The sequence below is a fragment of the Bacillus altitudinis genome, assembly GCF_001191605.1.
GTDB classification, from domain to species: domain Bacteria; phylum Bacillota; class Bacilli; order Bacillales; family Bacillaceae; genus Bacillus; species Bacillus altitudinis.
Genome location: NZ_CP009108.1, coordinates 3,426,285 through 3,453,254, shown reverse-complemented (window position 1 = coordinate 3,453,254; position 26,970 = coordinate 3,426,285). Strand labels below are relative to the sequence as shown.

At 40.0% G+C, this 26,970-nt stretch carries 26 protein-coding genes, 1 tRNA gene and 1 riboswitch; of the genes, 25 read left to right on the top strand and 2 right to left on the bottom strand.

Translation table 11 applies throughout. The features are described from left to right. Both uvrC and ID12_RS17430 read left to right on the top strand, forming a co-directional pair. Complete coding sequence (gene uvrC / locus ID12_RS17435) at positions 1–1,773, top strand: excinuclease ABC subunit UvrC (RefSeq protein ID WP_007501627.1); 1,773 nt, start codon at positions 1–3, stop codon at positions 1,771–1,773. A 61-nt stretch (positions 1,774–1,834) separates the two neighbouring features. Continuing rightward, positions 1,835–2,012, top strand: a riboswitch (Lysine riboswitch). Positions 2,013–2,143: 131 nt separating this feature from the next. After that, on the top strand, positions 2,144–3,379 hold the full coding sequence (locus tag ID12_RS17430; protein ID WP_046527234.1) for an aspartate kinase: 1,236 nt from the start codon (positions 2,144–2,146) through the stop codon (positions 3,377–3,379). A gap of 168 nt (positions 3,380–3,547) precedes the next feature. Here ID12_RS17430 and ID12_RS17425 read toward each other — a convergent pair whose 3' ends face one another. Continuing rightward, the gene (locus ID12_RS17425; protein WP_008345974.1) at positions 3,548–3,991 is read right to left on the bottom strand and encodes a YslB family protein; all 444 of its coding nucleotides are present in this window, start codon (positions 3,989–3,991) and stop codon (positions 3,548–3,550) included. 283 nt (positions 3,992–4,274) lie between these two features. On the opposite strand from ID12_RS17425, the gene ID12_RS17420 reads away from it, so the two are divergent. The 5 genes from ID12_RS17420 (at position 4,275) to ID12_RS17400 (ending at position 8,817) form a co-directional block, all read left to right on the top strand. Beyond that, positions 4,275–4,883 (top strand): succinate dehydrogenase cytochrome b558 subunit, encoded by a 609-nt coding sequence (locus tag ID12_RS17420; protein WP_007501622.1) that lies wholly within the window; start codon positions 4,275–4,277, stop codon positions 4,881–4,883. Between the two features lie 37 nt (positions 4,884–4,920). Then, positions 4,921–6,681, top strand: coding sequence for a succinate dehydrogenase flavoprotein subunit (gene sdhA / locus ID12_RS17415; protein WP_008345971.1), 1,761 nt, complete (start codon positions 4,921–4,923; stop codon positions 6,679–6,681). A gap of 1 nt (position 6,682) precedes the next feature. After that, complete coding sequence (gene sdhB, locus ID12_RS17410; protein WP_008345969.1) at positions 6,683–7,447, top strand: succinate dehydrogenase iron-sulfur subunit; 765 nt, start codon at positions 6,683–6,685, stop codon at positions 7,445–7,447. A 123-nt stretch (positions 7,448–7,570) separates the two neighbouring features. Further along, entirely contained in the window at positions 7,571–8,029 is a 459-nt protein-coding gene (locus tag ID12_RS17405) for an acyl-CoA thioesterase (protein WP_007501614.1), read from the top strand. Positions 8,030–8,100: 71 nt separating this feature from the next. Continuing rightward, the gene (locus ID12_RS17400; RefSeq protein WP_026050129.1) at positions 8,101–8,817 is read left to right on the top strand and encodes a biotin--[acetyl-CoA-carboxylase] ligase; all 717 of its coding nucleotides are present in this window, start codon (positions 8,101–8,103) and stop codon (positions 8,815–8,817) included. Between the two features lie 141 nt (positions 8,818–8,958). Here ID12_RS17400 and ID12_RS17395 read toward each other — a convergent pair whose 3' ends face one another. Next, a complete protein-coding gene (locus ID12_RS17395) occupies positions 8,959–10,089 on the bottom strand; it encodes a 2-methylaconitate cis-trans isomerase PrpF family protein (RefSeq protein WP_017367811.1) in 1,131 nt (376 codons plus the stop codon). A 135-nt stretch (positions 10,090–10,224) separates the two neighbouring features. Between ID12_RS17395 and ID12_RS17390 the strand changes: the two genes are divergently transcribed. The 18 genes from ID12_RS17390 to dltB all read left to right on the top strand — a co-directional run bounded on the left by ID12_RS17390 (position 10,225) and on the right by dltB (position 26,963). Then, positions 10,225–11,085, top strand: coding sequence for a LysR family transcriptional regulator (locus ID12_RS17390; protein WP_007501609.1), 861 nt, complete (start codon positions 10,225–10,227; stop codon positions 11,083–11,085). Between the two features lie 155 nt (positions 11,086–11,240). Next, a complete protein-coding gene (locus tag ID12_RS17385) occupies positions 11,241–12,557 on the top strand; it encodes a CitMHS family transporter (protein WP_025207747.1) in 1,317 nt (438 codons plus the stop codon). A gap of 206 nt (positions 12,558–12,763) precedes the next feature. Beyond that, positions 12,764–12,988 carry a spore germination transcription factor GerE gene (gene gerE, locus ID12_RS17380; RefSeq protein WP_003184172.1) on the top strand — a complete coding sequence of 75 codons (225 nt, stop codon included), beginning with the start codon at positions 12,764–12,766 and terminating at the stop codon, positions 12,986–12,988. Between the two features lie 149 nt (positions 12,989–13,137). Continuing rightward, on the top strand, positions 13,138–13,578 hold the full coding sequence (locus ID12_RS17375) for a MarR family winged helix-turn-helix transcriptional regulator (protein WP_007501606.1): 441 nt from the start codon (positions 13,138–13,140) through the stop codon (positions 13,576–13,578). Positions 13,579–13,585: 7 nt separating this feature from the next. After that, positions 13,586–14,404: a glutamate racemase gene (racE, locus tag ID12_RS17370; protein WP_419761243.1), complete on the top strand. Its 819-nt coding sequence runs from the start codon at positions 13,586–13,588 to the stop codon at positions 14,402–14,404. 101 nt (positions 14,405–14,505) lie between these two features. Beyond that, positions 14,506–15,567, top strand: a complete 1,062-nt coding sequence (locus tag ID12_RS17365; RefSeq protein ID WP_007501601.1) for a GerMN domain-containing protein — start codon at positions 14,506–14,508, stop codon at positions 15,565–15,567. Between the two features lie 151 nt (positions 15,568–15,718). Next, on the top strand, positions 15,719–16,447 hold the full coding sequence (rph, locus tag ID12_RS17360) for a ribonuclease PH (protein WP_017358165.1): 729 nt from the start codon (positions 15,719–15,721) through the stop codon (positions 16,445–16,447). Between the two features lie 10 nt (positions 16,448–16,457). Then, entirely contained in the window at positions 16,458–17,060 is a 603-nt protein-coding gene (locus ID12_RS17355; RefSeq protein WP_164704279.1) for an XTP/dITP diphosphatase, read from the top strand. A 14-nt stretch (positions 17,061–17,074) separates the two neighbouring features. After that, positions 17,075–17,599, top strand: coding sequence for a YfcE family phosphodiesterase (locus tag ID12_RS17350; protein ID WP_008345914.1), 525 nt, complete (start codon positions 17,075–17,077; stop codon positions 17,597–17,599). Between the two features lie 120 nt (positions 17,600–17,719). Then, a tRNA-Arg gene (locus tag ID12_RS17345) sits at positions 17,720–17,793 on the top strand. Positions 17,794–18,543: 750 nt separating this feature from the next. Continuing rightward, on the top strand, positions 18,544–18,825 hold the full coding sequence (locus ID12_RS17340; protein WP_050827536.1) for a hypothetical protein: 282 nt from the start codon (positions 18,544–18,546) through the stop codon (positions 18,823–18,825). A gap of 351 nt (positions 18,826–19,176) precedes the next feature. Continuing rightward, a complete protein-coding gene (locus ID12_RS17335; RefSeq protein WP_050827533.1) occupies positions 19,177–20,337 on the top strand; it encodes a DUF3800 domain-containing protein in 1,161 nt (386 codons plus the stop codon). A 383-nt stretch (positions 20,338–20,720) separates the two neighbouring features. Next, a complete protein-coding gene (locus ID12_RS17330) occupies positions 20,721–21,446 on the top strand; it encodes a hypothetical protein (protein ID WP_050827531.1) in 726 nt (241 codons plus the stop codon). 48 nt (positions 21,447–21,494) lie between these two features. Further along, the gene (locus tag ID12_RS17325) at positions 21,495–22,103 is read left to right on the top strand and encodes a DUF4241 domain-containing protein (RefSeq protein ID WP_035701793.1); all 609 of its coding nucleotides are present in this window, start codon (positions 21,495–21,497) and stop codon (positions 22,101–22,103) included. A gap of 456 nt (positions 22,104–22,559) precedes the next feature. Beyond that, positions 22,560–23,858 carry a Kelch repeat-containing protein gene (locus ID12_RS17320; RefSeq protein WP_035701792.1) on the top strand — a complete coding sequence of 433 codons (1,299 nt, stop codon included), beginning with the start codon at positions 22,560–22,562 and terminating at the stop codon, positions 23,856–23,858. A 254-nt stretch (positions 23,859–24,112) separates the two neighbouring features. Next, positions 24,113–24,262, top strand: coding sequence for a teichoic acid D-Ala incorporation-associated protein DltX (locus tag ID12_RS19195; protein ID WP_024427820.1), 150 nt, complete (start codon positions 24,113–24,115; stop codon positions 24,260–24,262). Positions 24,263–24,276: 14 nt separating this feature from the next. Continuing rightward, a complete protein-coding gene (gene dltA, locus ID12_RS17315; protein WP_050827530.1) occupies positions 24,277–25,782 on the top strand; it encodes a D-alanine--poly(phosphoribitol) ligase subunit DltA in 1,506 nt (501 codons plus the stop codon). Continuing rightward, positions 25,779–26,963 (top strand): D-alanyl-lipoteichoic acid biosynthesis protein DltB, encoded by a 1,185-nt coding sequence (dltB, locus tag ID12_RS17310; protein WP_017358153.1) that lies wholly within the window; start codon positions 25,779–25,781, stop codon positions 26,961–26,963. The genes dltA and dltB overlap by 4 nt, the downstream gene beginning before the upstream one ends. The last annotated feature ends 7 nt before the right edge of the window (positions 26,964–26,970 follow it).

Sequence of the window (26,970 nt, the reverse complement as noted above, 5' to 3'; positions counted from 1 at the left end):
ATGAACAAATTGATCAAAGAAAAGCTGTCAGTCTTACCTGATCAACCAGGCTGTTACTTAATGAAAGATAGACAAAATACGATCATTTATGTGGGAAAGGCAAAGGTATTAAAAAATAGGGTCCGCTCTTATTTTACAGGATCTCATGATGCCAAAACGCAGCGGCTTGTCAGTGAAATCGAAGACTTTGAATACATTGTCACCTCTTCAAATATTGAGGCACTTATTTTAGAGCTGAATTTAATCAAAAAATATGACCCGAAATACAATGTCATGCTCAAGGATGACAAAACGTACCCTTTTATTAAAATTACGAATGAACGTCACCCTAAGCTGATTGTCACCCGCAATGTGAAAAAGGATAAAGGGAAATACTTCGGTCCATATCCAAACGTACAAGCAGCAAGAGAAACGAAAAAGCTGCTCGACCGTTTATATCCACTTAGAAAATGTGCGACACTCCCTGACCGAGTCTGTCTTTATTATCATCTTGGACAATGTCTTGCTCCGTGTGTGTATGACATTTCTGAAGAAACGAATAAACAGCTCGTCGACGAAATCACAAGATTTCTAAACGGAGGTCATCAGCAAATCAAGAAAGAATTAACAGAGAAGATGCAAGAAGCGGCCGAACAATTAGAATTTGAGCGGGCAAAAGAGCTGAGAGATCAAATCGCATACATTGACTCAACGATGGAAAAGCAAAAGATGACGATGAGTGACTTATCCGATCGCGATGTATTTGCCTATGCTTATGATAAGGGTTGGATGTGTGTCCAAGTCTTCTTCATCAGACAGGGGAAATTAATTGAACGTGATGTCAGCCTATTTCCGATGTATCAAGACCCTGAGGAAGAGTTCCTCACGTTTATGGGGCAATTTTATGAAAAGAACAACCATTTTCTGCCGAAGGAAATTTTGGTGCCGGACAGCGTCGATCAAGAGATGATTGAGCAATTGCTTGAAACGAATGTTCATCAGCCGAAAAAAGGAAAGAAGAAGGATTTGCTTTTACTTGCCCACCAAAATGCCAAAATTGCTCTCAAAGAAAAGTTCTCGCTTATAGAGCGTGATGAAGAACGGACAATTGGTGCAGTGAAGCAGCTTGGAGATGCACTCAATATTTATATGCCATACCGGATTGAGGCGTTTGATAACTCCAATATCCAAGGAGCAGACCCCGTATCCGCTATGGTTGTCTTCCAAGACGGGAAGCCGTATAAAAAGGAATACCGAAAATACAAAATTAAAACCGTTGAGGGGCCTGATGATTATGCTTCCATGCGTGAAGTCATTAGAAGGCGGTATACCCGTGTGTTAAAAGATGAGCTGCCGCTTCCTGACTTGATTTTAATCGATGGAGGAAAAGGACAAATCAACGCAGCCATAGATGTGCTCGAAAATGAATTAAATCTGTCTGTTCCTGTGGCAGGTCTTGTGAAAGATGAAAAACACAGGACATCGAATCTGATGATGGGTGATACGCTTGAAATTGTTGCGCTCGAACGGAATAGTCAGGCCTTTTATTTATTGCAGCGTATTCAAGATGAAGTGCACCGGTTTGCGATTAGTTTTCACCGGCAGCTGCGCGGGAAGAATGCTTTTCAGTCTATTCTAGACGATGTCCCAGGTATCGGGGAAAAGCGTAAAAAGCAGTTGCTTAAACATTTTGGCTCTGTGAAAAAGATGAAAGAAGCCTCTATACAGGATTTTCAGGACGCTGGTATTCCGAAACAAACGGCTGAACTTTTAATGGAGGCATTAAAAAAATAGATTGTACTTTTTCCAAAAGTCTGTTAAGATGTGACTAATTTAATAAATGAACGTGTTGTTTGTTGAAGATAGAGGTGCGAACTTCAAGAGTAAGCCTTCAGAGATCGAGGGGATCTAGGAAGAGGGCTGAAAGGGGAGCGTCGCCGAAGTGAATAAAATCCACTCATTTTATTCGCTGGCTGTACATTGAAGAAATGTAGGGCTGTCAAGAATGTATTTCTTGGAGGGCTATCTCATTGTTTGCATCGTTTGATGATGATTTTAAAGCAATGGGAGATTTGTTCTCTCATTGCTTTTTTATTTGCAGTGACGAGAGCAGTCTCCGCAGCCTCTTCTCTCACACGTGATCTTTTGAAAAAGGGTGGTAGACATGGGACTAATTGTACAAAAATTTGGTGGAACATCTGTTGGATCGACAGAAAAAATTCGCAATGCCGCAGAGAGAGTCATCGCTGAACGCGAGGCAGGAAATGATGTGGTCGTGGTTGTGTCTGCGATGGGCAAATCAACGGATGTTTTAGTAGATTTAGCGAAAGAACTCACAGACGAACCAAGCAAAAGAGAAATGGATATGCTGCTCACGACTGGAGAACAAGTGACCATTTCGTTACTGGCCATGGCACTGCAAGCAAAAGGTTATGATGCCATTTCCTTTACAGGCTGGCAAGCTGGGATGAAAACAGAGAAGGTGCACGGAAATGCAAGAATCGTGGACATCGATGAAGCAAGAATCAAAGAAGAACTGAGTGCGGGAAAAGTCGTCGTTGTAGCAGGTTTCCAAGGAATTGCGGATGATCTACATATTACAACACTTGGGCGTGGTGGATCAGATACGACAGCAGTGGCACTAGCTGCGGCACTCAAAGCGGACAAATGTGATATTTATACGGACGTACCAGGTGTGTTTACAACAGATCCTCGTTATGTGCCGTCTGCGCGAAAACTTGCAGGAATTTCATACGATGAAATGCTTGAGTTAGCCAATTTAGGAGCAGGTGTGCTGCATCCGAGAGCGGTCGAATTTGCGAAAAATTATCAAATCCCACTAGAAGTCCGTTCTAGTATTGAAAATGAATCGGGTACGTTAATTGAGGAGGAATCATCCATGGAACAAAATTTAGTTGTAAGAGGCATTGCATTTGAAGATCAGATGACACGCGTGACGGTATGTGGCCTTTCAAGCGGTTTAACAACGCTATCGACGATTTTTACGACACTTGCAAAGCAAAATATCAATGTCGATATCATCATTCAGTCTGTCACAAGCACCAATCAGACCTCCATCTCTTTCTCTGTGAAAACGGATGATTTGTCTAAAACAGTTGAAGTATTAGAAGAATACAAAGGTGCGCTTGGTTATGAGCAGATTGAGACAGAAAGCAAATTAGCCAAAGTATCTATCGTTGGCTCTGGTATGGTTTCAAACCCAGGCGTTGCGGCTGAAATGTTCGCTGTGTTAGCTCAAAAAGACATTCAAGTGAAAATGGTCAGTACGTCTGAGATCAAAGTCTCAACAGTCGTTGATCGTGAAGATATGGTGAAAGCGGTAGAAGCCCTTCATGATGCGTTTGAATTATCAAAGGTGAGCGCCGCTGCTCATTCTTAAATCTTCAAAAGAGGTGTATCCCATAAAAAGATACACCTCTTTTTTATATTGGAAATCATCAGCATATGAAGAAAGAAAAACATGCGTAAACCGGTACGCCAACTGTGCTATGATAGAAGGGTATATAAAAAAGGCGTGACACGAAGTCATCGCCTTTCATAAACAGTGTTAGCTAGGGTCTCTTAAATCCCATTTAACGGTTAAAATGACTTTATCAGCACGCTTTTTTACTTGTTCATAGGATTCAGCCACGTGCTCATTTAGAAGCTGAATCTGTTCAGCGATAAAACCTGCTTCCATTTGAAAGCATGGCTCCTTTTGATAGCTGAGTCGATTCGATACAAGTGGACCTTCGAGCTCAAACTCAATTTCCTGTTTTTTAGAATGGACCATCGTGAGAGTTCCCCATCCGGCATCATGGAAAAATTCGGGGATCTTTTCCCATGACTCTTGAGGAAATTTACGAGCAAGCAGTTTACCCGCAAAATACATCATAGATGAATGATCCTGACCAAGAATGTCAGGCAGCAGAACTTCGCGTATCAGCTCGTAGGCAAATCCATTGACTTCAATTTCTTTTAGCTGTTCTAAGTTAGATTCGAATTTATTCATTGTATGGCTCCCCTCTTTCAACAATTTATTATAGCTTATGTGGGCATATGATGACAGAGTTTTCCCTGAAGTCTAAGAAATTCTTATTGTAGTAAAACGAATTTTGATTTAAAACTTTTAAATTTCGGAAAATTTTAATTTATGTACGCGGTTTCTTGACGCTTTTTTGACATAGGAGTAAAATGAAATTGTCAATAAATTTGAATAAAGTGCTTACAATTGAAAGAAGCGGGGGTAAGACAATTTTCAAGCAATTGCACTTTTTTTACTAGGGGGTAAAGTAATGTCGGGGAACAAAGAATTTTTTTATCGGAGATTGCATTCTTTGCTTGGCGTCATTCCGGTCGGTCTATTTTTAGTACAGCACTTAGTGATTAACCACTTTGCGACGAATGGACCAGAGGCGTTTAACAAAGCTGCACACTTTATGGAACAGCTTCCATTCAGATATGCACTTGAGCTGTTCGTGATTTTCTTACCACTGATCTATCATGCTGTTTATGGGGTGTACATAGCCTTTACGGCACAAAACAACACGTCTCGCTTCAGTTACTTAAGAAACTGGTTGTTCAGACTGCAACGGATTACAGGTATCATCACATTGATTTTTGTCACTTGGCACGTATGGGAAACACGCATTCAAGCGCAGCTTGGAGCTGAAGTAAACTATGACATGATGGCGAATATTTTAAGCTCTCCATTTATGCTAGGTTTCTATATTGTCGGCGTTTTATCTACTATTTTCCACTTTGCTAATGGCTTGTGGTCATTTGCTGTCAGCTGGGGAATTACAGTTTCACCACGCTCACAAAGAATCTCCACATATGTGACATTAGGTATATTTATAGCGCTTTCATATGTAGGGCTAAGAGCAATTTTCGCTTTTGTTTAAGAGGAAATAGATTAGTAGAAGAGGGAGAGGGGCTACAATGAGTAATTCTAGCATCATCGTTGTCGGAGGCGGCTTAGCTGGTCTCATGGCAACTATCAAAGCAGCAGAAGCGGGAACAGCTGTTAAACTATTTTCAATCGTACCTGTGAAACGTTCGCATTCTGTTTGTGCACAGGGCGGAATTAACGGAGCGGTCAATACAAAAGGTGAAGGAGATTCACCTTATGAGCATTTTGATGACACGGTATATGGCGGAGACTTTTTAGCTAACCAGCCGCCAGTAAAGGCAATGTGTGAAGCAGCGCCGTCCATTATCCACTTACTTGATCGTATGGGTGTAATGTTTAACAGAACACCAGAAGGATTACTGGACTTCCGCCGTTTCGGGGGAACACAGCACCACCGTACAGCATTTGCTGGTGCGACAACAGGTCAGCAGTTATTATATGCACTAGATGAGCAGGTTCGCCGCTATGAAGTAGCAGGGCTTGTGACGAAATATGAAGGCTGGGAATTCCTTGGTGCTGTGTTAGATGACGAGGAAGTATGCCGAGGCATTGTCGCGCAGAACTTGACGACAATGGAAATCGAATCCTTCCGTTCAGATGCTGTCATCATGGCAACAGGAGGCCCTGGTATCGTATTCGGTAAATCAACGAACTCCATGATTAATACTGGATCAGCTGCATCGATCGTTTATCAGCAAGGTGCTCATTATGCTAATGGAGAATTCATTCAAATTCACCCAACAGCGATCCCAGGAGATGACAAGCTGCGTCTCATGAGTGAATCAGCTCGTGGTGAAGGTGGACGTGTTTGGACATATAAAGACGGAAAACCTTGGTACTTCCTAGAAGAAAAGTACCCAGCATACGGAAACCTTGTACCGCGTGACATTGCAACGCGTGAAATTTTCGACGTATGTGTGGAGCAAAAGCTTGGCATCAACGGAGAGAACATGGTGTATCTAGACCTTTCTCACAAAGATCCAAAAGAGCTTGATATTAAGCTTGGTGGAATCATTGAAATCTATGAAAAATTCATGGGTGATGACCCGCGTAAGCTTCCGATGAAAATTTTCCCGGCTGTTCATTATTCAATGGGCGGCTTATGGGTTGATTATGATCAAATGACGAATATCAAAGGCTTGTTTGCTGCAGGAGAATGTGATTACTCTATGCACGGCGGAAACAGACTTGGTGCAAACTCATTGCTTTCTGCGATTTACGGCGGAATGGTTGCTGGACCAAATGCTGTGAAATACATTAGCGGTCTTGAAAAGTCTGCAGAAGATTTATCATCTGCAACATTCGACAGTGCCGTGAAGAAAGAGCAGGAGAAATGGGACAACATCCTTAGCATGGATGGCACAGAAAATGCATATGTGCTTCATAAAGAGCTTGGAGAATGGATGACGGACAACGTGACAGTGGTTCGTTACAACGAGAAGCTCTTAAAAACAGATCAGAAGATTGAAGAACTGATGGAGCGCTATAAGCATATTAACATCAACGATACAGCTTCATGGAGCAACCAAGGCGCTGCCTTCACGCGTCAGCTTGACAACATGCTTCAGCTGGCACGCGTCATTACGATTGGGGCTTACAACCGGAATGAAAGCCGAGGCGCACACTATAAACCGGAATTCCCAGAAAGAAACGATGAAGAATTCCTAAAAACAACGATGGCTACGTTCAAAGGGAAGAACCAAAAACCTGCATTCCACTATGAGGACGTCGATGTATCGTTAATTGCACCTCGTAAACGAGATTACTCGAAGAAAAAGGTGGAGAAATAAGATGAGTGAAAAAAACACGATTCAATTTATTATCACACGTCAAGATACAGCAGATGGCAAGCCTTATGATGAGGAATTCGAAATCCCTTACCGTCCGAATATGAACGTCATTTCTGCACTCATGGAAATCAGACGTAATCCGGTCAATAAAAAAGGTGAAAAAACAACGGCGATCAACTGGGACATGAACTGTCTTGAAGAAGTATGTGGCGCTTGTTCCATGGTCATTAATGGAACGCCTCGCCAATCATGTACTGCACTGATTGACAAGTTAGAGCAGCCGATCCGTCTTCAGCCGATGAAAACGTTCCCGGTTGTGAGAGACTTGCAGGTTGATCGAAGCCGTATGTTCAATTCATTGAAAAAAGTCAAAGCATGGGTGCCGATCGATGGCACATATGATCTTGGACCTGGACCAAGAATGCCTGAGAAAAAGCGTCAATGGGCGTATGAGCTTTCAAAATGTATGACATGTGGTGTCTGCCTTGAAGCTTGTCCAAACGTGAATGATAAGTCTTCCTTTATGGGCCCTGCACCGCTTTCACAAGTTCGTCTATTTAACGCACATCCGACAGGTGCAATGAATAAGTCTGACCGTTTAGAAGAAATTATGGGTGATGGCGGTCTCGCAAACTGCGGGAACTCTCAAAACTGTGTGCAGGCTTGTCCGAAAGGAATCCCGCTCACAACATCAATTGCAGCACTTAACCGAGATACAACATTACAAGCTTTCCGTAACTTCTTCGGAAGCGATCACGCAGAATAACATCACATTCAGTCCTCCTTGCCAATCATGATGAGTGTTTACAAGAGGCTGGATGCAAAAACATAACAAACGCCTCTTCCAATACGGGAGAGGCGTTTTGTTTGCGAATAAGGAGTGGATCAAATGAGGCTGCCGTCATATATTGAAGAACCGTTTGAAGAGTGGAGGGCATCGTTTCGATTTTATGTGGAAACAACCGTCCGTTTTTCAGAAACGGATATGTTTGGTCACATGAACAATGTCACCCCGTTTGTGTATTTTGAAGAGGCGCGGATTGCCTTCTTTCAAAAAACGGGAATTGTAGATAAACGAATGAAGCGAGCGAGAGAGACGATTACGGTCGTGGCAAACCTTCAATGTGATTACATCAAGCAAGTGGAAATCGGTGAGAGGCTGCGTGTGTATGTAAAGCCAGAAAAGGTTGGATCAAGCTCTCTCATCCTTCATTATTTAGGAGAAAATGAACAGCAAGAACCGTGTTTTACAGGCTCAGTCACGATGGTGCAAATAAGTAAAGACACCGGTGCCCCTGTACCGTTTACAGAAGAGGAAAAAGAGACTTTTCAGGCCCAGCGACATTAAAGAATCACGGTCACATGTTTCATTTTGTTATAATAAAAAGATCATATGAAGATGAAACAAAAGGAGAGCACATGAAGATTTTTCAATACGACACCATTGATAGTACAAATAATGAAGCGAAAAGGCTCATTCAGCAAGGAGAAATCCCTTCATTTGCTGTATATGCCCGGCAGCAGACAGCAGGGAGAGGCAGGCTTGGCAGACCGTGGGAAACGCCTACAGGAAATGTGGCTGTCACGATGACAGTAAAACCGCCAGTAGATATCTCCACCCAATCAACGATTGCCCCGCTGACGGCACTCGCGATTTATGATGTACTCAAACCACTCATGAGAGCAGAGGATCAGCTGGCGATCAAATGGCCAAATGATCTATTGATTAATGAAGCGAAAGTATCTGGCACATTAATTGAAGCAGACCGTAGCGCCATTTACATCGGTGTGGGCATCAATGTAGAGACAAAGCCCGAGCACGTTCCGTATAAAACCGTTTGCCTATCAGAACTGACTGAGGTGAAAGCGGACCAGCTAGTGAAAGATTTGGTAGCGGCCTTTGAAAAATACCATGCACGCTGGCAAATGGAAGGATTTGAAGCCCTCACTGCCCTTTATAACAAACGATTATATCGGCTGAATCAACCGCTTCGTATTTCACTAGATCGTGAAAAGCAAACATGGCAGGAAGGGATTTGCTGTGGTGTGAATCGTTATGGTCATATTCAGTTAAAAGATGATCAAGGACATATAAAAGCCCATTCAGCAGGAGATATTGATGCACCGCCCAATTAGACAATTTCTCGTTCGATGAGTGTGTATAAAACCGTTGCATTCGATGTTAGAACGGATTGCTTTAAGATCTTCACACTGAAAAAAAGACAAAGAGCTAAAATCAGTTCATTTTAGCTCTTTGTCGACATGATGACGTCTCATTTATGCTTCTCTTTTTATTTGAGGTTGAACCATGTAGTCTTTTTTTGTAAAGACCACTCCATCTAGGATTTCTCTTGCGGTTCGAATGACTTTCACTCTATTTTGTGAGATATCAATTTCAGTTTGCATAATACCAGCAGGATGACCAATTCGAAGTGTATCATCTTGACCTTGAAACAGCTGTGCCGGAAGCGTTTGATCCATGAAACAGCTGGCTGACACACAGACAGATCCGGTGATGGCAAGTGCTTGGTGCGGTCTTTGCATCGATAGCATCCGAACGATGATGTCCATATCTGCTGCTCTTCTCAATATTCCATTTGTATCTACATAATCAGCAGGCTCGCTGATGATCGCAAGCTTTGGAACAGCAGGAGACTGTAATGTGGCCAGTTCTTTTGGTGCGAAGTGACACATTTCAGCAGCGATGGAACGAATCTCTTCTAAATCATCCAGCAATTCGTCTGTAAACTCCTCAGGCAATTCAGTTCCTTTTAATTGAATATCTTTGGCACGGACAAAGGCGATTGGATTTGCAATGTCTACGATTGAGATCGGAATCTCTCCAAACTTTGTCTGGATCGTATCCATTTTGTTTCCAGTCGGAAAGGTTTTACCTGTGACAGCGCCTTCAGGTTTCTCAAAGGATAAATAAATGGGAGAACCTGTTCCTTTCACTCCTGGAATTTCTGCCTGTCCTTCAAATTTCACTTCTCCATTCTCGACTTCTACCTCTGCCACAATGATTTTATTCGTGTTGGTATTCAAAATACGTACCGTTGTGACAGGCTCAACTGCTTGGACAAGTCCTTTAATGATGGCATACGGTCCAACTGCTGATGAGATATTCCCACAGTTTCCTTTAAAGTCGACAAACCTTTCATTGATGCTGACTTGTGCAAACGTATAGTTTACATCCACATCTGGACGAGTGGCTTTATCGATAATGGCCACCTTACTTGTTAAAGAATTACCGCCCCCGATTCCATCAACTTGCAGCCGGTCAGGGCTGCCCATAATGTCTAATAGAAATGCTTCGAGTTCATCGTGTTCGTAAGGTGCATCATTGGCTTGAATGAAGACCCCTTTGCTTGTACCGCCTCGCATGATTGTGATTGGAACTTTTCTCATTGCTCTCACCCTCAATTGTTTAGTTACTATTTATCTAATCAAAATGGTAAAGTATAATAAGAAATAAGTTAAATACATTATTTTAAGAGAAACTAATAAAATATTTTTATAACAAGGTCAAAAGGAGGGCACACAATGGATGAGAAAGACTGGCGGTTTTTAAAGGTGCTATATGAAGAGAAGAACATCACAAAAGCGGCAGAAAAATTATTTGTCTCGCAGCCTGCCTTAAGTTATCGATTGAAACAGCTTGAAGAGGAATTTGACATGAAGCTTTTCTTTAAAAGAAAACGAGGCATTGAATTTACATCAGAGGGCGAATACTTGGCTAAATACGCAAATGACATGCTCAAGCAGCTCCAGCAAACGAAAGATGGCATGCTCAATATGCAAAAAAAGGTCAAAGGAACGATCAGGCTAGGGGTGTCGAGTAACTTTGCTCAATATAAACTGCCGGAAATTTTAAGAGAGTTTTCTAAGCAGTATCCACATGTTCAATTTATGGTGAACACAGGATGGAGCACAAAAGTCATGGATTTATTAGGTACATCAAGTGTACATTTAGGGATTTTAAGAGGAGATTACGACTGGAATGGAGAGCGATTTTTGCTTGATAAAGAACGCCTTTGTATCATTTCAAAATCAGAAATACAGCTAAAGGACCTTCCGAAGCTGCCGCTCATTGACTATCACACGGATAGTTCATTAAAACGATTGATTAACAGATGGTGGCAGGAGACGTTCACGATGCCTCCGCTTGTGACAATGGAGACAGACAGGCAAGATACATCAAAAGAGATGGTGAAGCATGGTTTAGGTTATGCCATTGTCCCGGAAATTTGCCTCAGACCAAGTGATGAGCTATTTGTAAAAGGTCTTTCGTATAAAGATGGACAGCCTGTTTTAAGAGATACATGGCTCATGTACCAGCCGGATTCCCTTCATTTGTCTGTTGTGAAAGCATTCATTGAGTTTTTAAGAAGTCAGCAAGGCTAATTATAAAAAAAATTTATTGAATAGACGAAAAAATCGATATTTTCATTATAAAAAAAGCTATTATATCCTTGAAATAGAAAGCGCTAACATTTCGGGCCGCAAGTGCAAAAGGGGCGCTTGTGGATCGTGTAAAGAAGAGGATGGAGGGATATGAAGTGCTAGCTATTTTAGGGATCTTGATGGTCGTGACTTTTACATTTCTTATTATGACAAAACGTATGCATCCGGTGGTGGCTCTAACCGTTGTGCCAATCATCTTTGCATTAATCGGTGGATTTTACAGCGGATTAGGGGACATGATGCTTGATGGACTCAAGACCGTTGCACCATCTGCTGCTTTATTGTTATTTGCCATCTTATTCTTCGGTGTCATGCTGGATGCTGGATTGTTTGACCCATTGATCAAACTGATTTTACGTCTTGTGAAAGGCGATCCGGTGAAAATTGCTTTTGGGGTAGCGATTTTGTCTATGCTTGTTGCATTAGATGGTGATGGAACGACAACGTACATGATTACCGTATCAGCTATGCTGCCACTTTTCTTAAGAATTGGGATGAACCCACTGATTTTAGGGACGATTTCATTATTATCATTAGGCATTATGAGTGGAATGACGCCTTGGGGCGGTCCAGCCACTCGTGCGATTGCTGCACTTGGTTTAGATGCAGCGGAATTCTTCATTCCATTACTCCCGACGATGATAGGGGGCGGTCTTTTTATCCTTTTTACAGCGTATGTTCTTGGAAAAAAAGAACGGAAGCGCATTGGGGTTGCCGAGATTCAGTATAAAGAAGAGGTCTCGATCTCTCCTGAATTGGCGGCATCAATTGAAGATGGCGTTGCAGATATGAAGAGACCAAACCTGATTTGGGTCAACTTCTTCCTGACGATTGCTGTCATGGTGACACTTGTATTGGATATCGTACCGATTCCTGTACTCTTTCTCATTGGCTTTGTCATTGCGCTTATGATCAACTATCCAAAAGTTGAAGATCAGCGTGAGCGGATTTTATCGCATGCAGGAAATGCCTTAACGGTCATTACCCTTGTGTTTGCAGCAGGAATTTTCACAGGCATTTTTTCGGGAACAAAAATGGTGGAGTCCATTGCTCACTTGGTCATTTACATGATTCCAGATTCATACAGCTCATTTTTTCCACTCATTGTCGCGTTGACGAGTATGCCATTTACATTTGTTCTTTCAAATGATGCGTATTATTTCGGGGTGCTGCCAATTTTAGCTGAAGCCGGCGCAGCTTACGGAATTGATCCAGTAGAAATTGCGCGCGCCTCTATTATCGGACAGCCTGTCCATTTACTGAGTCCGCTTGTGGCTTCCACATTACTACTTGTGAGTATGCTGAATAAAGATATCGGTGATTTGCAAAAGTACGCACTGTTATGGACCGTACTCACAGCCCTGTTTACAACACTTATTGCTCTTTTAACAGGAGCCATTTCGATATTTTAAAAGCTTGTTTGATCAAGGACGATGTCTCTATAGGGGACTCGTCCTTTTTTGTGCGGTTTGAAGGGGAGCAAATTGGACGCTCATCTACGGGAATTCTCGATTTTAACGTCACCTACCTCAAGTACCCGGCATATGATATCTCGACTATACAGAATCCCATTCTATAGAGACTAGAGCTCTCACCTTAGCAAGGAGGGTTACAATACTTGAAGGAGAAAGAGTTTCAATCCAAGCCGCTATTAACCAAAAGAGAAAGAGAAGTATTCGAATTGCTCGTCCAAGATAAAACAACAAAAGAAATTGCAAGCGAGCTTTTTATTAGCGAAAAGACTGTTCGAAATCATATTTCGAATGCCATGCAAAAGCTAGGAGTCAAAGGTCGTTCACAGGCCGTAGTCGAGCTTCTGCGTATGGGTGAGCTAGAGCTCTAACGTCAGCCGGTTTTCCTTCCGCATCAGGGAGGAGCCGGTTATTTCTATATGGTTTCCATGAGTCTCTTCTTGCAATTTCTTTGAAAAACGAGGAAAATAGGAATGTACGTTTTAATCAAAGTGAGATGCTATAGTGAGGTATCAATGAAATGGAAACGAATGAGTCAGGTCATGTTGCAGAAATTGAAAAATCATTGCGCCATATTGCTGCAATCATTAAGCAAAAAGGTAGAGAAATTCTGAATCAATATACGATTACACCTCCTCAATTTGTAGGGCTTCAGTGGCTTTATGAATTCGGAGATATGACAATAGGTGAGTTATCACAAAAGATGTATTTGGCTTGCAGCACGACAACCGATTTAATTGACCGAATGGAAAAAAGTGAACTTGTTGAACGGGTGAAAGATCCGTCTGACCGCCGCGTGGTTCGCATTCATTTATTACCTGAAGGTGAGCGGATCATTCAAGAAGTGATTGTCAAACGCCAAGAATACGTCAGTGAACTTCTAGGGGCTTTCTCAGAAGAAGAAGCCATCGTTTTCAACCAATCTTTAACGAAACTACAGCAGCAAATGAAAAGAAAATGAGGCGATTTTGTTGGATCAACCCATCGGCGTGATTGATTCCGGCGTAGGCGGTTTAACCGTTGCGAAGGAAATCATGAGACAACTGCCAAAAGAAAAAATTATTTATGTAGGCGACACAAAACGATGTCCATACGGCCCTCGAGCAGAAGAAGAGGTTCTTCAATATACATGGGAAATGGCACACTACCTATTAAGACATCACCATATTAAAATGCTTGTCATTGCGTGTAACACTGCGACGGCGATAGCACTTGATGAAATTAAAGCAACACTTGATATCCCGGTCATTGGCGTGATCCAGCCCGGAGCCCGCACAGCGATCAAGGTGACAAACAATCAGCATATTGGTGTCATCGGCACAGTCAATACGATCAAAAGTGAAGCCTATAAAGAAGCACTGCTTTCTTTAAAAGCAGGACTAACTGTTCAAAGTCTGGCATGTCCATTGCTTGTGCCATTTGTGGAAAGTGGTACGTTTTTAGATCATGCAGCAGATGAAGTCGTAAAAGCTTCTCTTGAACCAATGAAAGAAACAGGCATTGATACGCTCATTCTTGGTTGCACGCACTATCCAATTTTAAAAGAACCGATTCAGCGCTTTATGGGCAGTGGCGTCAATATCATTTCATCAGGAGACGAGACAGCGAGAGAAGCGAGCACAATTCTTTCATATAAAGGGCTGTTAAATAATTCGAAGGAAGAGCCTGTTCATACGATTTACACAACAGGGCAGCAACAAAACTTTCAAAACATCGCTCAAGACTGGTTCGGCTACCTGCCAGGAAAGGTCGAAACGGTTTCGCTTGAACACGTATATCAGCAATAACCTACTTCTCATGGAAGTGGGTTATTTTTTTATGAAAAGGGTCTAATCCTCTGAGGGAGCTCGTATACATACTAGTACAAACCACTAGAGGAGGGTGAAGTATGCTGAAAAAAGGAACTACAGCAGCTGTTACGTGTATTGCGTCAGCCATGCTTTTATCAGGATGCGGATTGTTTCAAACAGACCAAGCGAAAACAGAGATTGATCCACCACAAAATGTCACGTTTGTGAAAGAAAATAAAGAAGAGAAACAAACAGCGAAAGAAGGAAAAGAAGAGAAGCAAGCAGATACCGTCATGAGAGAATTATATTTAATTGATAAAAATGGATATGTTGTCTCTCAATCCATTCCGCTGCCGAAGAACGAAGGAAGTGCGAAACAAACACTTGAATACCTCGTAGACGGGGGACCGATTTCTAACCTGATGCCAAATGGGTTCAGAGCCGTGCTGCCGGCGGACACGAGCGTATCTGTCGATATTAAAGATGGCACTGCGGTTGTTGATTTCTCAAATGAATTCAAAAACTATAAAAAAGAAGACGAACAGCGCATTTTGCAATCAGTCACTTGGACATTAACGCAGTTTGATTCGGTAGCGAAAGTCAAATTAAAGATGAATGGCCATGAATTAAAAGAGATGCCTGTGAATGGGACGCCGATTTCAGATGATTTAAGCAGAGAGGACGGCATTAATATTCAGCACGAGGCTGCGGCTGATATGACATCGACAAAGCCTGTGACCGTCTACTATTTAGCTGAATCTGATGAACAGACGTACTATGTCCCGGTGACCAAAAGAGCACCAAAAGACGAGGATGATCCAATTACAGCAGCCATTGATGAGCTCGTCTCTGGGCCAAGCAAAACAAGCCAATTGCTGACAGACTTTGATCAAGATGTGAAGCTCAATGATGTCCCGAAAGTAAAAGACGGTCATGTGACCCTTGATTTCAATGAATCCATTTTTGGCAGTGCAGATGAAAAGAAAAAGGTCATATCACAAAAAGTTCTTGATAGCATTGTGCTGACATTAACAGAGCTGCCAGATGTGAAAAGCGTGTCTGTGAAGGTAAACGGAAAGGCAGAGCTTGTGAATGAAAAAGGAGCAGAGCTCACAAAGCCAGTTTCAAGACCAGAACAAGTGAATACAGGTAGTTTTTAACGTCACACATTGATATAATGGAGAAAAAGAGGCATGCACATTCGCTGCCTCTTTTTTATTCCAAGCGATTAGAACGGATCGAGGTTGTCAAAGTTAATAGGAGAACCCCGCTGACACCCGCGTGGAATGTATATTGTAACGGAGGTAAAACATGAGATTAGATGAAAGACAATACGACGAATTAAGAAAAATTGAAATACAGGCAGGCTACATTACGCACCCAGAAGGCTCTGTCTTAATCTCAGCGGGAAATACGAAGGTGATTTGTAACGCATCTATCGAGGACCGCGTACCTCCTTTTTTAAGAGGAGAAGGAAAAGGCTGGATTACAGCAGAATATAGCATGCTTCCAAGAGCAACAGCTCAAAGAACGATAAGAGAATCATCTAAAGGAAAAGTCACAGGACGTACAATGGAGATCCAGCGTTTAATTGGACGAGCTCTACGCGCAGTCGTTGATTTAGAAAAGCTTGGTGAACGCACCATTTGGATTGATTGTGATGTTATTCAAGCAGACGGTGGAACACGCACAGCTTCTATTACAGGTGCATTTGTTGCCATGACACTAGCGATTCAAAAGCTTCGATCAGAAGGCGTTTTGAAAGAAAATCCGATCACTGATTATTTAGCTGCGATATCCGTCGGAATTGATTCTAAACAGGGACTTCTGTTAGATTTAAATTATGAAGAAGATTCTTCAGCTGAAGTGGATATGAATGTCATTATGACAGGTGCTGGACGCTTTGTTGAACTTCAAGGTACTGGCGAAGAAGCGACATTCTCAAGAGAACAACTAAACGGACTGCTTGATTTAGCCGAAAAAGGCATCAAAGAATTAATTGAAAAGCAAAAAGCAGTGACAGGAGAAGTCATCGAATAAAGAGAAGGGTTTGATCAGGATGAAAACTGCCATCATCGCAACGCACAATGCGGGCAAAGCGAAAGAATTCAAAGCCATTCTTGAGCCAAAAGGATTCACGGTCAAAACACTAGCGGACATCGGATTTACGGAAGAGATCGAAGAAACAGGACATACCTTTGAAGAAAATGCGATTATCAAAGCCGAGGCCATTCAAGCCAAAGCAGGTGAAATGGTGATTGCAGACGACTCGGGTCTGTCGATTGATTACCTTGGCGGAAAACCTGGCGTCTATTCAGCGAGGTATGCGGGCGAGCATAAAGACGATGCTGAGAACGTGGAAAAGGTGCTAAATGAGCTGCAAGGCATCGAAAAAGAAGACCGCACTGCTAGATTCAGATGTGCCCTGGCTGTCAGTATACCGGGCAAAGAGACTCAAACGGTAGAAGGATCAGTAGAAGGCTTTATCGCAGAAGAACCGATCGGCGAAAACGGCTTCGGATACGACCCAATTTTCATCGTCAAAGACAAAGACCAGACGATGGCCGAGTTATCACCAGAGGAAAAAAACAAGATCAGCCATCGAGCGGTCGCGCTTCAAAAGCTTTCATCACTGCTAGACGCAAATGAATAAGGGGGAATGAAGCCATGAAGATACTCATCATTAGTGACAGTCATGGACTCACAGACGAACTTCAAACCATTGCCAAACGGCATGCGGCTGAAGTGGACATGATGATTCACTGCGGAGATTCAGAACTCGAAACGAACCACCCAGCACTCGAAGGATACAAAGTCGTCAAAGGAAATTGTGACTTTATGGGCGATTTTGAAGAAGAGCTCCTGCTCCCACTCGACGGAGGCGGAAAACTATTTCTCACTCACGGACATCTGCATGGCATCAAACAATCCTTGCTTCAAGTCTACTACCGTGCAGAAGAGCTAGGCGCAGACATTATCTGCTTTGGCCACTCGCACATCCCAGGCAGTGAGCTGCTAAGAGGAAAACTCCTCATTAACCCAGGCAGCGTACACCTGCCAAGAGTGCGCAAAGAGCGCAGCTATGCTATACTGACACTAGATGGAAGCGAAGCAAACGTACAGTTTTTCACGGACGAAGGTCACGTCATACAAGACCTCGAAAACACTGTCACATTGGAAGGTATTTCATAAGGGTGCAGCATTTGCCCCTTATGAAAAAACTTTCGAAAAACCGTTGACTTTAAAGAACAATAGTAATATAATAAATCTTGTCGCTGAGGTAATACGCCAAAGCACACTACATAACAACATGTCCCAGTAGCTCAGCAGGATAGAGCAACGGCCTTCTAAGCCGTCGGTCGGGAGTTCGAATCTCTCCTGGGACGTACTAAATTAAAAGCCTGAAACCCTTGATAATAAAGGGTTTCAGGCTTTTTTGTTCTTTAGAACATAAGTTCGTAAATCGCTTCAAAAAAGGATTTTGGGAGCGGATTTATTTTTAAGTATTTCCGTTCCCTGTTTTTGTATCAAAGAAGCTATCAAAATGGGTGGCTGATTTCTGATCAGCTTCTTCAATGACATGAGCGTAAATTGACATAGTTGTATCCATTTTTGTATGCCCTAATTGTTTTTGAATAACTTTAGCGTGAAAACGGACCAAATATGCAGGCCGCAATCTTTAAAGCAGCTGGTGGATTGCTCAACATGGCATCGAGGCAATTTACTAAAAGATAGCAAAGGAGAGAGCCAATCTGAATTAAGTGCATGGATATGAAGGAATAAAGATTGTTTAAACGTCTTTGGAAACTTGAGGAACGTGAGTATGCAATAGAAACGTCAACACACAAGTTTGAAGGAGAAAAGATCAGGGAGCTAGGACTGAAAGATGGAAGGTGGGACGGAGAAGTATAATTTTCTGAAATTTAATATATTTTTTCTTGCTTTAGCGAGTTATAGGATTCGTTCGACAAATTTTGCAAGCACCTCAACTTTATCAATTTTCTCCGATATTAAAATCAAGGAGTGAGTAGATTTGGGTAAAGGAAAGAAACGTGTAATAAAAAATAAAAGACAGAATAAGAAAATTAAGAAATTAGATAATGAAATATACTCAAAGAAATTAATGGAGTTAGAAGATGTTATCTATACATATTCAGAAAATATCGAGGTTTGCCCATATTGAGAACATAAGAGATGTCTCTAAGTACTATCCAGCATTTGTCCCTTTAGTGGCTGTATATTTCACTATGGAATTTAATGTTAATGTAAGTAAAGCTTTAGCTTTAGTTACCACAGCTATATCACTTATTTTTATTATAACAATAGTAATTAAAGGAAAAAGAGCCAGAAGTGTTGCTGTCTTAATGTTAAGAACATTTGAGCAAGTCTACGCTAGGAAAGAGAAAGGTGAAAATTGATTTGTCGATCGACAAATTTCGAGAATAGTTCTGTGTGCTCTTTTCCTGCCGATATAAAGGTAGGAGTTGATAATATAGACAAATCAAACAACAACAAAACACAGTTCAATTATGGCAAACTTGAAAGATTTTTGATGAATTTATCAAGGGAAATGAGATCAAATTTATTATCCCGAAAATACTGAACACTATTTCTTATTGGAGTCTAACGATTTAGTCTTTGTCTAAATAGAAGGGGAACATAAAATTTGGATTTCTCGATTAGCAAAATAGGTGGAAATAAAATTAAACTTTAGAATAATAAGACAATCATCTCTTGTAATTGCTTTTGAATATAGGGGGCTGTTTTCTATGAATCATTCAAATGAAAAAGAAATTGAAATTCAAGAAAAAGTAATCGATCCAGTTATAGAGGAGAGGAAAAGACAGGAAGCACAAGCTTTAATAACTGCTGTGCAATCTGGACTTACAAATACTTTAAGGCAAAAGGTTGCTAAAATACTAAACAAATACCCTGAAGCAAGAAAGTCAGATATTACACTGCAAATAAAATTTTGGGAAGAATTTCATGGACATACTTCCAAAAAAGTAGATTTGAAGAAAATGTATGAATATGAAAGGTTAAGTTCATTGGTAAGAGCAAGAGCGAAAATCCAAAATGAATACAAATTGTTCTTATCAGATGAGAGAACTAGAAAAATTAGAAGAGAACGTGAAGAAATTGAAAAGGAAGCGGCCTTATTAGACAAACCAACAGTTCCTATTATGCATCTTTATGCTGATGAGACAGGTAAAGACAGCGAATATATAATTATAGGAAGTGTGTGGGCATTAGATGACAGACATAATGGTTTATTGAATCATGAGTTAATAGAGTGGACAAAAAAAGCTAAAGAAGAAAATATTAGGTTTCCAGATGAGTTTCACTTTAAGAATTTAAATAATAAAAATAGAGATGAACTAAGATTATACAAGGACTTCTTTAAGGTTTTGCTGGATAATTCCGCAATGGTCAGTTTTAGAGCGATCGCAGTGAACAAATCCAAACTATCGACACCTATCGATGAGATAATAAATGATTTATTCTATCGATTAACAATTAAAGGTATGGAACATGAAATTCTAACTGGAAGAGTGGTGCTACCAAGGCAAATAAATTATTTCAAAGATAGAGATGATAATGATAATACTTATAACATTAGTAAGTTTTCTGAATTACTAAGTAGCAAATTTAAAGAACAATACGGAGATGATCTAGTACTTAATAACTATGTTCCACTAGATTCAAAATTGAGTCGATTAATACAAGCAGCAGATTTATTTACAGGTAGTTTAAATAGGCTCTATAATGTTCGGCCAAAAGGAGGTAATAAAAACAATAAGGATGAATTAGCAGATTATATAATAGATAAGGTTGGACTTCAGGAAATACGATATTCTATAGAAAATTTGTTAAATGATGTAGAAGATGGATTGAATACAGATATGGCAACAATCCATGTTTATGATTAATAAAATAATAATAATATATATAACGAAGGCGCTTTACTTTTATATAGAAAAGTGTCTTTTTCTATGTTCGATTAAATTATTTGTGGAAAAAAGACAAATTAATTTAGAACAAACAATTTAGAATTTATCAAAATGCCCCGTGGACACGCTTATATATTTGTTACTCACTTATCAAATGCAATAAATTTTCAGCAATATAATTCCTAATGAAAACTGTTGATTAATGGAATGGCCGATACTAATATATAAAGTTGACATCTCAATTGAAAATTTATTGGAATTTTAACATCCTAATCATAATTGATATATTACTTTATTTTAAGAGAAGATAGAAAGGATAAAAACAAACTGAAGTTCTTAAATAATAAAAGGGGGAAATTATTATGAATGGTATTGCTTCATGTTTTCCAGGCAATGAGTTATTAAGTTTAACGATAATTATTGGAATATATCTAGTCATAACTTACTTAACACTTTTTATAAGGAGGAAATACAAACACTTAAATATACCTAAAGAGTATAAGTGGATTGCTGCTCTTTCATTTTTTCTAAGTGCTATACTTACAGCAGTGTTTATGAATAGGTACAACTGTTCACAGTGGTTAGATAGTATATTACCTAATTTAATTGTGGATTTCCTACTCATACCTGTGACTGCCATCTTTATTACAATACTTGTGAACAATACCCAAAAGAAAATTGAGGGGAGGGAAGCAAAAGAAGAAGCATTTTATACCATTGGTGTGCAACACTTAGAGTTAACAGTGTGTTTATCTAACATATATTTTTCTATAAAGGGAGATATAGAAAGAATTAAGTCTGAAGATTACGATAGTAAAAAATTACTGCATGAACACACTAATTACTATCTAAATAAAGCTATGGAAGCTTCTAGTATAACTACGGAAAATCTCAGCGTTCTCAGAAATGATACTAAGGAAATACTGTCCGGCTACATATACAAATACATTTCAATATTACCAAAAGACTTGGCAAGAAAAATTGTTGAACTGGAAGGAATGTTACAGAAAGAAGAAGACTATAAGAAGATTGGCGATAAAATTCTTGATATACATAACTATTTCAAGGGTTTTTATATATATTACTAAATATCGACTAAGAATAAGAGTCCAAAATGCTGAAAGGAGAAAGATCACTTGTACAACATCAATCCAACTTACTTGTTATATAGAAATGGAGAGACAACAAGCAGTCAAGAAGGTGATCAATTATTCGCCAAACAGATCGGAAATATCGAGATCACGAGCGGTCATATTGTTGCCTGTGATCCTTTTGTTTCAGAAGGGGACCAATCTTTTACGAGGAAGATTACTCTAGGAAAATATCCTATTATACTTGTAGTTAAGCGGTTGGAAAGCGGAGACGAACGAGTAGCCTATGCAATGATCAAGTTTACAAACGAGCTAGCAATAGAATGGGAGCTTGCTACAAGAATAGGGCAAGAACTCAATCAATTGAAAGAAGACGAGTTCTTCGGATACGGTGTAAATACGGGTATGGGCTGCTATATGGATGCGGAGTCAGCTATATATCTTCAAGCGTATGAGGATAAGCGATATAAAGAGGACAATGATTTTTATTTTTATGAGGAATTTGCAGAAGTACTTGAGCAAAACTACAAGCTCACATGGGACTGGCTCGTCACCCGTTTTCATGACAAGGTGGATATTTCCATGTTTACAACAGGCTTCGGCGACGGGATGTATCCAAGCTTTTGGGGACTGGATGGAAATGGAGCCTTGTGACGGATTTTCTTATAATGGATTAATGAAAAACCCATGAAATCATGGGTTTTTTGAATAGATTCAGTTGTTAGAGAAAATACCATCAATAGGACATTATGCTACTTTTAATTGTGAAGATGTTATTCACTTCTTTTTAAAAAATGAGAAATTATTATTTGCTTCAATTAAGAAGAAAATGCCCACATAATCTGATTTTGTTCTTAAAGAATTGAGAGCATTCGATTTTATGTGTTTGGTCTTTTGTTTGAAAATAATACTCTAATAGGAACAATTATAAACTAGTAAAATTATGGTTAATGTGTATAATGATAGGTATAAACTACTTGAAAAATCTAAGAAGTAGAATTTGGGAAGGGGCTAAATTTATAAAAAAATAATCATATTTCTTTGAGTGGAAATATGATTATGTCATCACAAAAATTCTAGTTATGGTAATTTAAAAAGGAGTGTCATTTTTTGAAAAAGTTTATTTTTATATTTATGTTATTAGTTTTATCTTTTATGCATTCAAAGCAAATTGCAAATGCTACAACATTAGAATGGAACAAATTATCTGATTTACCTGAAGCAAGAGTTGGCGCAAGTGTGGGTGTAGTTGACGGTAAGATATATCTGGCTGGTGGAGGTACTCCAACTAGTGTTTATTCAAATAAAACTTTTATGTATGATCCCAGTATAGACAAATGGACTGAAAAGAAAGAAATGTTGTCACCAAGAGGTGGAGCAGCAACTGTAGTTGTCGGTAGTGAGATATTTGTAATAGGCGGTGAATCAGAAAATAAAACATTAAATAAATTTGAAGTGTATGACACTAAGTCTAACAAGTGGACTCAGTTAGAGGATATTCCTTTTAAAACATTAAAGGGGGAATATAATGTTTATGCTGGATTTATCGGTAATAAGATTTATGTCTTAGGGGGAGGAAACGAATTTCATAGTTATAATCTAGAAACAAATGAATGGAAGGCTGAAAATGACCCAGCAGCTGATTTGAAATTTGCTACTGGTGTAGTGGTAAATGATAAATTTTATGTTCTGTCTGGCAATAACAAAAATCTAGTTTACGAATTTAATCCTTCTACAAATAATTGGACTACTAAAAAAAATGGGATGAAAGCAGAATATCGCACCAGTTCTGCATACAAAAATCACATTATAGTACCAGCAGTTAATCCATACAATCTTTATGTGTACTCTTTAGATAAGGAAGAACTGCTCAAAATAAACACTACAAGAACTGAAATGCGTCAAGCAGCTTCTTCAATAATAATCGATGATACTTTGTATGTAATAGGTGGAAAAGAATCTAGTATTAATAATAGTTTTAAAAGATTAGCTGATAGAAACTATAAATCGGTGATCTCTATCTCCTTAAAAGATCTGGAACTTCCAAACAATACAGAAACACCCGGTGACAAAGACCCAGATCCAGCAACACCACCAAAAGACGGTTCAACTAATCCAGGCGACAAAGACCCAGAACCAACCACACCACCAAAAGACGATACAACAGATGAAGACGGCGATGCACTTCTCATCATCACAATGGTCAATGGTTTGCAAAAGGAGTATGACCTTTCAATGAAAGAAGTCAACGCCTTCCTATCCTGGTACAAAAAACGTGATGCTGGCGAAGGTCCAGGGTTTTATGAAATTGACGAGCATGACAACAACAAAGGTCCTTTTGAAAGTAAAAAGGACTATGTGGTATTCAACAACATTCTCATGTTCGAAGTGAATAAATATAAAAAGTAAATAACATCAAAGCCATCTATTCAAACTAGGTGGCTTTTACGTTTGTTCGACAGTTTTCATCAATTTTAAGGCAAATTTAAGCTTCCATTTCATTTCAATTACATTAAATCTTTGTTACAATAAGACAGCTTTGCCCGAAGACACGTTCATACTTTGGACATCTTTTTTTCATCAATTCTTAAAATTTTTATGTTTTGATATGAAACTCTTTTGATGATCCATGCGTCTTTATAAGTGTCAAAAGAAAAGAGGTTATCAATATGCTATTCAAAAAGCTATCAGAAAATAAGTCTGTAAAATGGATAGGATATACAAGCTTTTACTTACTTATTTTGCTATTATTGTTCTTTATTTACGGATTCCATACAGCAAATACGGGATCATTCATTTACAACGATTTTTAATTGGAGATTAAACTATGAAACTATTACACACGATTCATGAATACCAACAAACGAAACCGACACAGCCAGCATTTGTTTCTCAACATGCTTCGATCACATATGATGAGCTTTGGCATCTATCAGACCAAATGGCTGGTGCGATTGATACAGTCGCAACTGACAGTGCACCTGTCATTGTATATGGTCATATGGAGCCAGAGATGCTGATTTCTTTTTTAGGCAGTGTGAAATCAGGCAGACCTTATATTCCGGTCGATATCTCCATACCTGTCGAGCGCATCGTCTCAATCATTGAAAGCTCAAAAGCCAGTCTATTGATTTGTGCAAATGAGCAGGCTATACCAGATGTAGAAGAACACATTGAAGTAAAGAGTGCGGCATCGCTTTTAGCACTTGAAAAAGAAGCACCGCCATCCACGCAGTGGGTTCAACAAGATGATGTTTTCTACATTATTTACACGTCCGGCAGTACCGGAAAACCGAAAGGCGTTCAGGTAACAGCCAATAATTTAGAAAGTTTTACAGAGTGGATGTGCCGCGATTTCCCAATTGGTGAGGGGCGCACGTTCTTAAATCAAGCACCGTTTTCTTTTGACTTATCAGTGATGGATCTCTATCCAGCGCTTCAATCAGGCGGCACGCTTTACTGTTTAGTGAAAGATCTTGTGAATAAGCCGAAGGATATGTTTGCAGCGCTTGGTCAATCTGACGTTGAAGTATGGACATCCACACCTTCCTTTGTGCAAATGTGCTTAATGGACCCATCCTTTACAGGGGAGCTTTTACCAGAGCTGAAAGTTTTCTTGTTCTGCGGTGAGGCGCTTCCTGTAGCTGTAGCAAGTGCGCTTCTTGAGCGTTTTCCTAAGGCGCAGGTCTTTAATACGTATGGTCCAACTGAAGCAACTGTTGCGATTACATCGATTGGAGTCACGCAGGAGATTCTTGATCAGCACGATTCTTTACCAGTCGGTTATGCCAAACCGGATACAGATATCGTCATTTTAGATGAAGAAGGCAAGACACTGCCTGATGGGGAAAAAGGGGAAATTGTCATCGTGGGGCCAAGCGTCACAAAAGGCTACTTAGGTGAACAAGCCTTAACGGATAAAGTGTTCTTTGAATACGAAGGACGTCCTGCTTACCGCACAGGTGATGCAGGTGTGGCGCAGGATGGTTTGATTACGTGCCACGGTCGTCTGGACTATCAAATTAAGCTACATGGATACCGGATGGAGCTTGAAGAAATTGAATATCATGTGAGCGAGACAACGTATGTCAATGCTTGTGTGATTGTGCCATTCCAGCCAAACGGGCATGTGGAGTACTTAATTGCAGCCATTGTCCCAACTGAACATTCCTTTGAAAAAGAATATCAGCTGACAAGTGCGATTAAGAAAGAAATGGCGGATTCACTGCCTGCGTACATGATTCCAAGAAAGTTTGTCTATCTTGAGCAGTTGTACATGACGCCAAACGGGAAGGTTGACCGTAAAAGAATCGCGAAAGAGGTTCTTCTATGATTCCGTTTAGTTCATTCTTTTTCTTCATTCTAATTGGTATTCTTCTTTTGCCGACGATGATTCTTGGTCTTCGCGGCAAAAGAATGCAGGGCTACAACATGTTTGCAACGGTTGTGGCACTTGCGCTTATTTTCTCAAAGGATGCACATGGCGCTTTGTTGCTGTTCTTGTTTACAGTGTGGCAAGTCTTGATTATCCGCCTATACCTTGCGTACCGGTTGAAGGCGAACAAGGCGTCTGTCTTCTATATGGCAGTGGTGGCATCGATTTTGCCGCTTGTGCTATCAAAGATTTTACCGTTCTTTTTAACTCATCAGCCGCATCAACCGCCGCCAATGAACTGGCTGAGCTTTTTGGGGATCTCGTACTTAACATTTAAAGGTGTTCAGTTAATTATCGAGACAAGAGACGGCTTGATTAAAAAGAAAATCCCGATTCACCGTTTGGTTTATTTCATCGTCTTTTTCCCGACGATTTCATCAGGTCCAATCGATCGTTACCGCCGGTTTGAAAAGGATATGGATACACCGCCTGAAAAAGAAGCGTACAGTGACCTTCTATATGCAGGGATTCATAAAATTTTTATCGGGTTCTTATATAAGTTCATTATTGGTTATCTCATTCACACGTATATTCTCATGAATATTCATCACATTAGCAGCAGTCACTTTGTTCAACAGTTAACGTATATGTATGCGTACAGTATGTATTTGTTCTTTGACTTTGCTGGATATACAGCATTTGCTGTAGGTGTGAGTTATATCATGGGCATTAAATCACCAGAAAACTTTAATAAACCGTTTATCAGCCGTAATATTAAAGACTTCTGGAATCGCTGGCACATGTCGCTATCCTTTTGGTTCAGAGATTATGTGTTTATGAGATTTGTGTTCTTTATGACAAAGAAGAAGTGGATCAAGAACCGGATGGCTGTATCAAATATTGGGTACTTTGTCCTCTTTCTATTGATGGGTGCTTGGCATGGTCTCGCCCTTCAATACATTATTTACGGACTATACCATGCAGTTGTGATGTCCGGTTACAATTTATTTGAGAAGTGGAATAAAAAGCACAAGTGGTGGCCGGATAATAAGGTCACAATGGTTGTGTCGATCATTATTACATTCCATGTGATTTGTTTCGGATTTTATATTTTTTCAGGAAAACCATTTCATCATTAATGATTAA

What these genes read in the sequence shown, in the direction of transcription:
- uvrC (WP_007501627.1), top strand. Translation starts at nt 1, where the DNA reads ATGAACAAATTGATCAAAGAAAAGCTGTCAGTCTTACCTGATCAACCA.
- ID12_RS17430 (WP_046527234.1), top strand. Translation starts at nt 2,144, where the DNA reads ATGGGACTAATTGTACAAAAATTTGGTGGAACATCTGTTGGATCGACA.
- ID12_RS17425 (WP_008345974.1), bottom strand. Translation starts at nt 3,991, where the DNA reads ATGAATAAATTCGAATCTAACTTAGAACAGCTAAAAGAAATTGAAGTC.
- ID12_RS17420 (WP_007501622.1), top strand. Translation starts at nt 4,275, where the DNA reads ATGTCGGGGAACAAAGAATTTTTTTATCGGAGATTGCATTCTTTGCTT.
- sdhA (WP_008345971.1), top strand. Translation starts at nt 4,921, where the DNA reads ATGAGTAATTCTAGCATCATCGTTGTCGGAGGCGGCTTAGCTGGTCTC.
- sdhB (WP_008345969.1), top strand. Translation starts at nt 6,683, where the DNA reads ATGAGTGAAAAAAACACGATTCAATTTATTATCACACGTCAAGATACA.
- ID12_RS17405 (WP_007501614.1), top strand. Translation starts at nt 7,571, where the DNA reads ATGAGGCTGCCGTCATATATTGAAGAACCGTTTGAAGAGTGGAGGGCA.
- ID12_RS17400 (WP_026050129.1), top strand. Translation starts at nt 8,101, where the DNA reads ATGAAGATTTTTCAATACGACACCATTGATAGTACAAATAATGAAGCG.
- ID12_RS17395 (WP_017367811.1), bottom strand. Translation starts at nt 10,089, where the DNA reads ATGAGAAAAGTTCCAATCACAATCATGCGAGGCGGTACAAGCAAAGGG.
- ID12_RS17390 (WP_007501609.1), top strand. Translation starts at nt 10,225, where the DNA reads ATGGATGAGAAAGACTGGCGGTTTTTAAAGGTGCTATATGAAGAGAAG.
- ID12_RS17375 (WP_007501606.1), top strand. Translation starts at nt 13,138, where the DNA reads ATGGAAACGAATGAGTCAGGTCATGTTGCAGAAATTGAAAAATCATTG.
- ID12_RS17365 (WP_007501601.1), top strand. Translation starts at nt 14,506, where the DNA reads ATGCTGAAAAAAGGAACTACAGCAGCTGTTACGTGTATTGCGTCAGCC.
- rph (WP_017358165.1), top strand. Translation starts at nt 15,719, where the DNA reads ATGAGATTAGATGAAAGACAATACGACGAATTAAGAAAAATTGAAATA.
- ID12_RS17350 (WP_008345914.1), top strand. Translation starts at nt 17,075, where the DNA reads ATGAAGATACTCATCATTAGTGACAGTCATGGACTCACAGACGAACTT.
- ID12_RS17340 (WP_050827536.1), top strand. Translation starts at nt 18,544, where the DNA reads ATGTTATCTATACATATTCAGAAAATATCGAGGTTTGCCCATATTGAG.
- ID12_RS17335 (WP_050827533.1), top strand. Translation starts at nt 19,177, where the DNA reads ATGAATCATTCAAATGAAAAAGAAATTGAAATTCAAGAAAAAGTAATC.
- ID12_RS17330 (WP_050827531.1), top strand. Translation starts at nt 20,721, where the DNA reads ATGAATGGTATTGCTTCATGTTTTCCAGGCAATGAGTTATTAAGTTTA.
- dltA (WP_050827530.1), top strand. Translation starts at nt 24,277, where the DNA reads ATGAAACTATTACACACGATTCATGAATACCAACAAACGAAACCGACA.
- dltB (WP_017358153.1), top strand. Translation starts at nt 25,779, where the DNA reads ATGATTCCGTTTAGTTCATTCTTTTTCTTCATTCTAATTGGTATTCTT.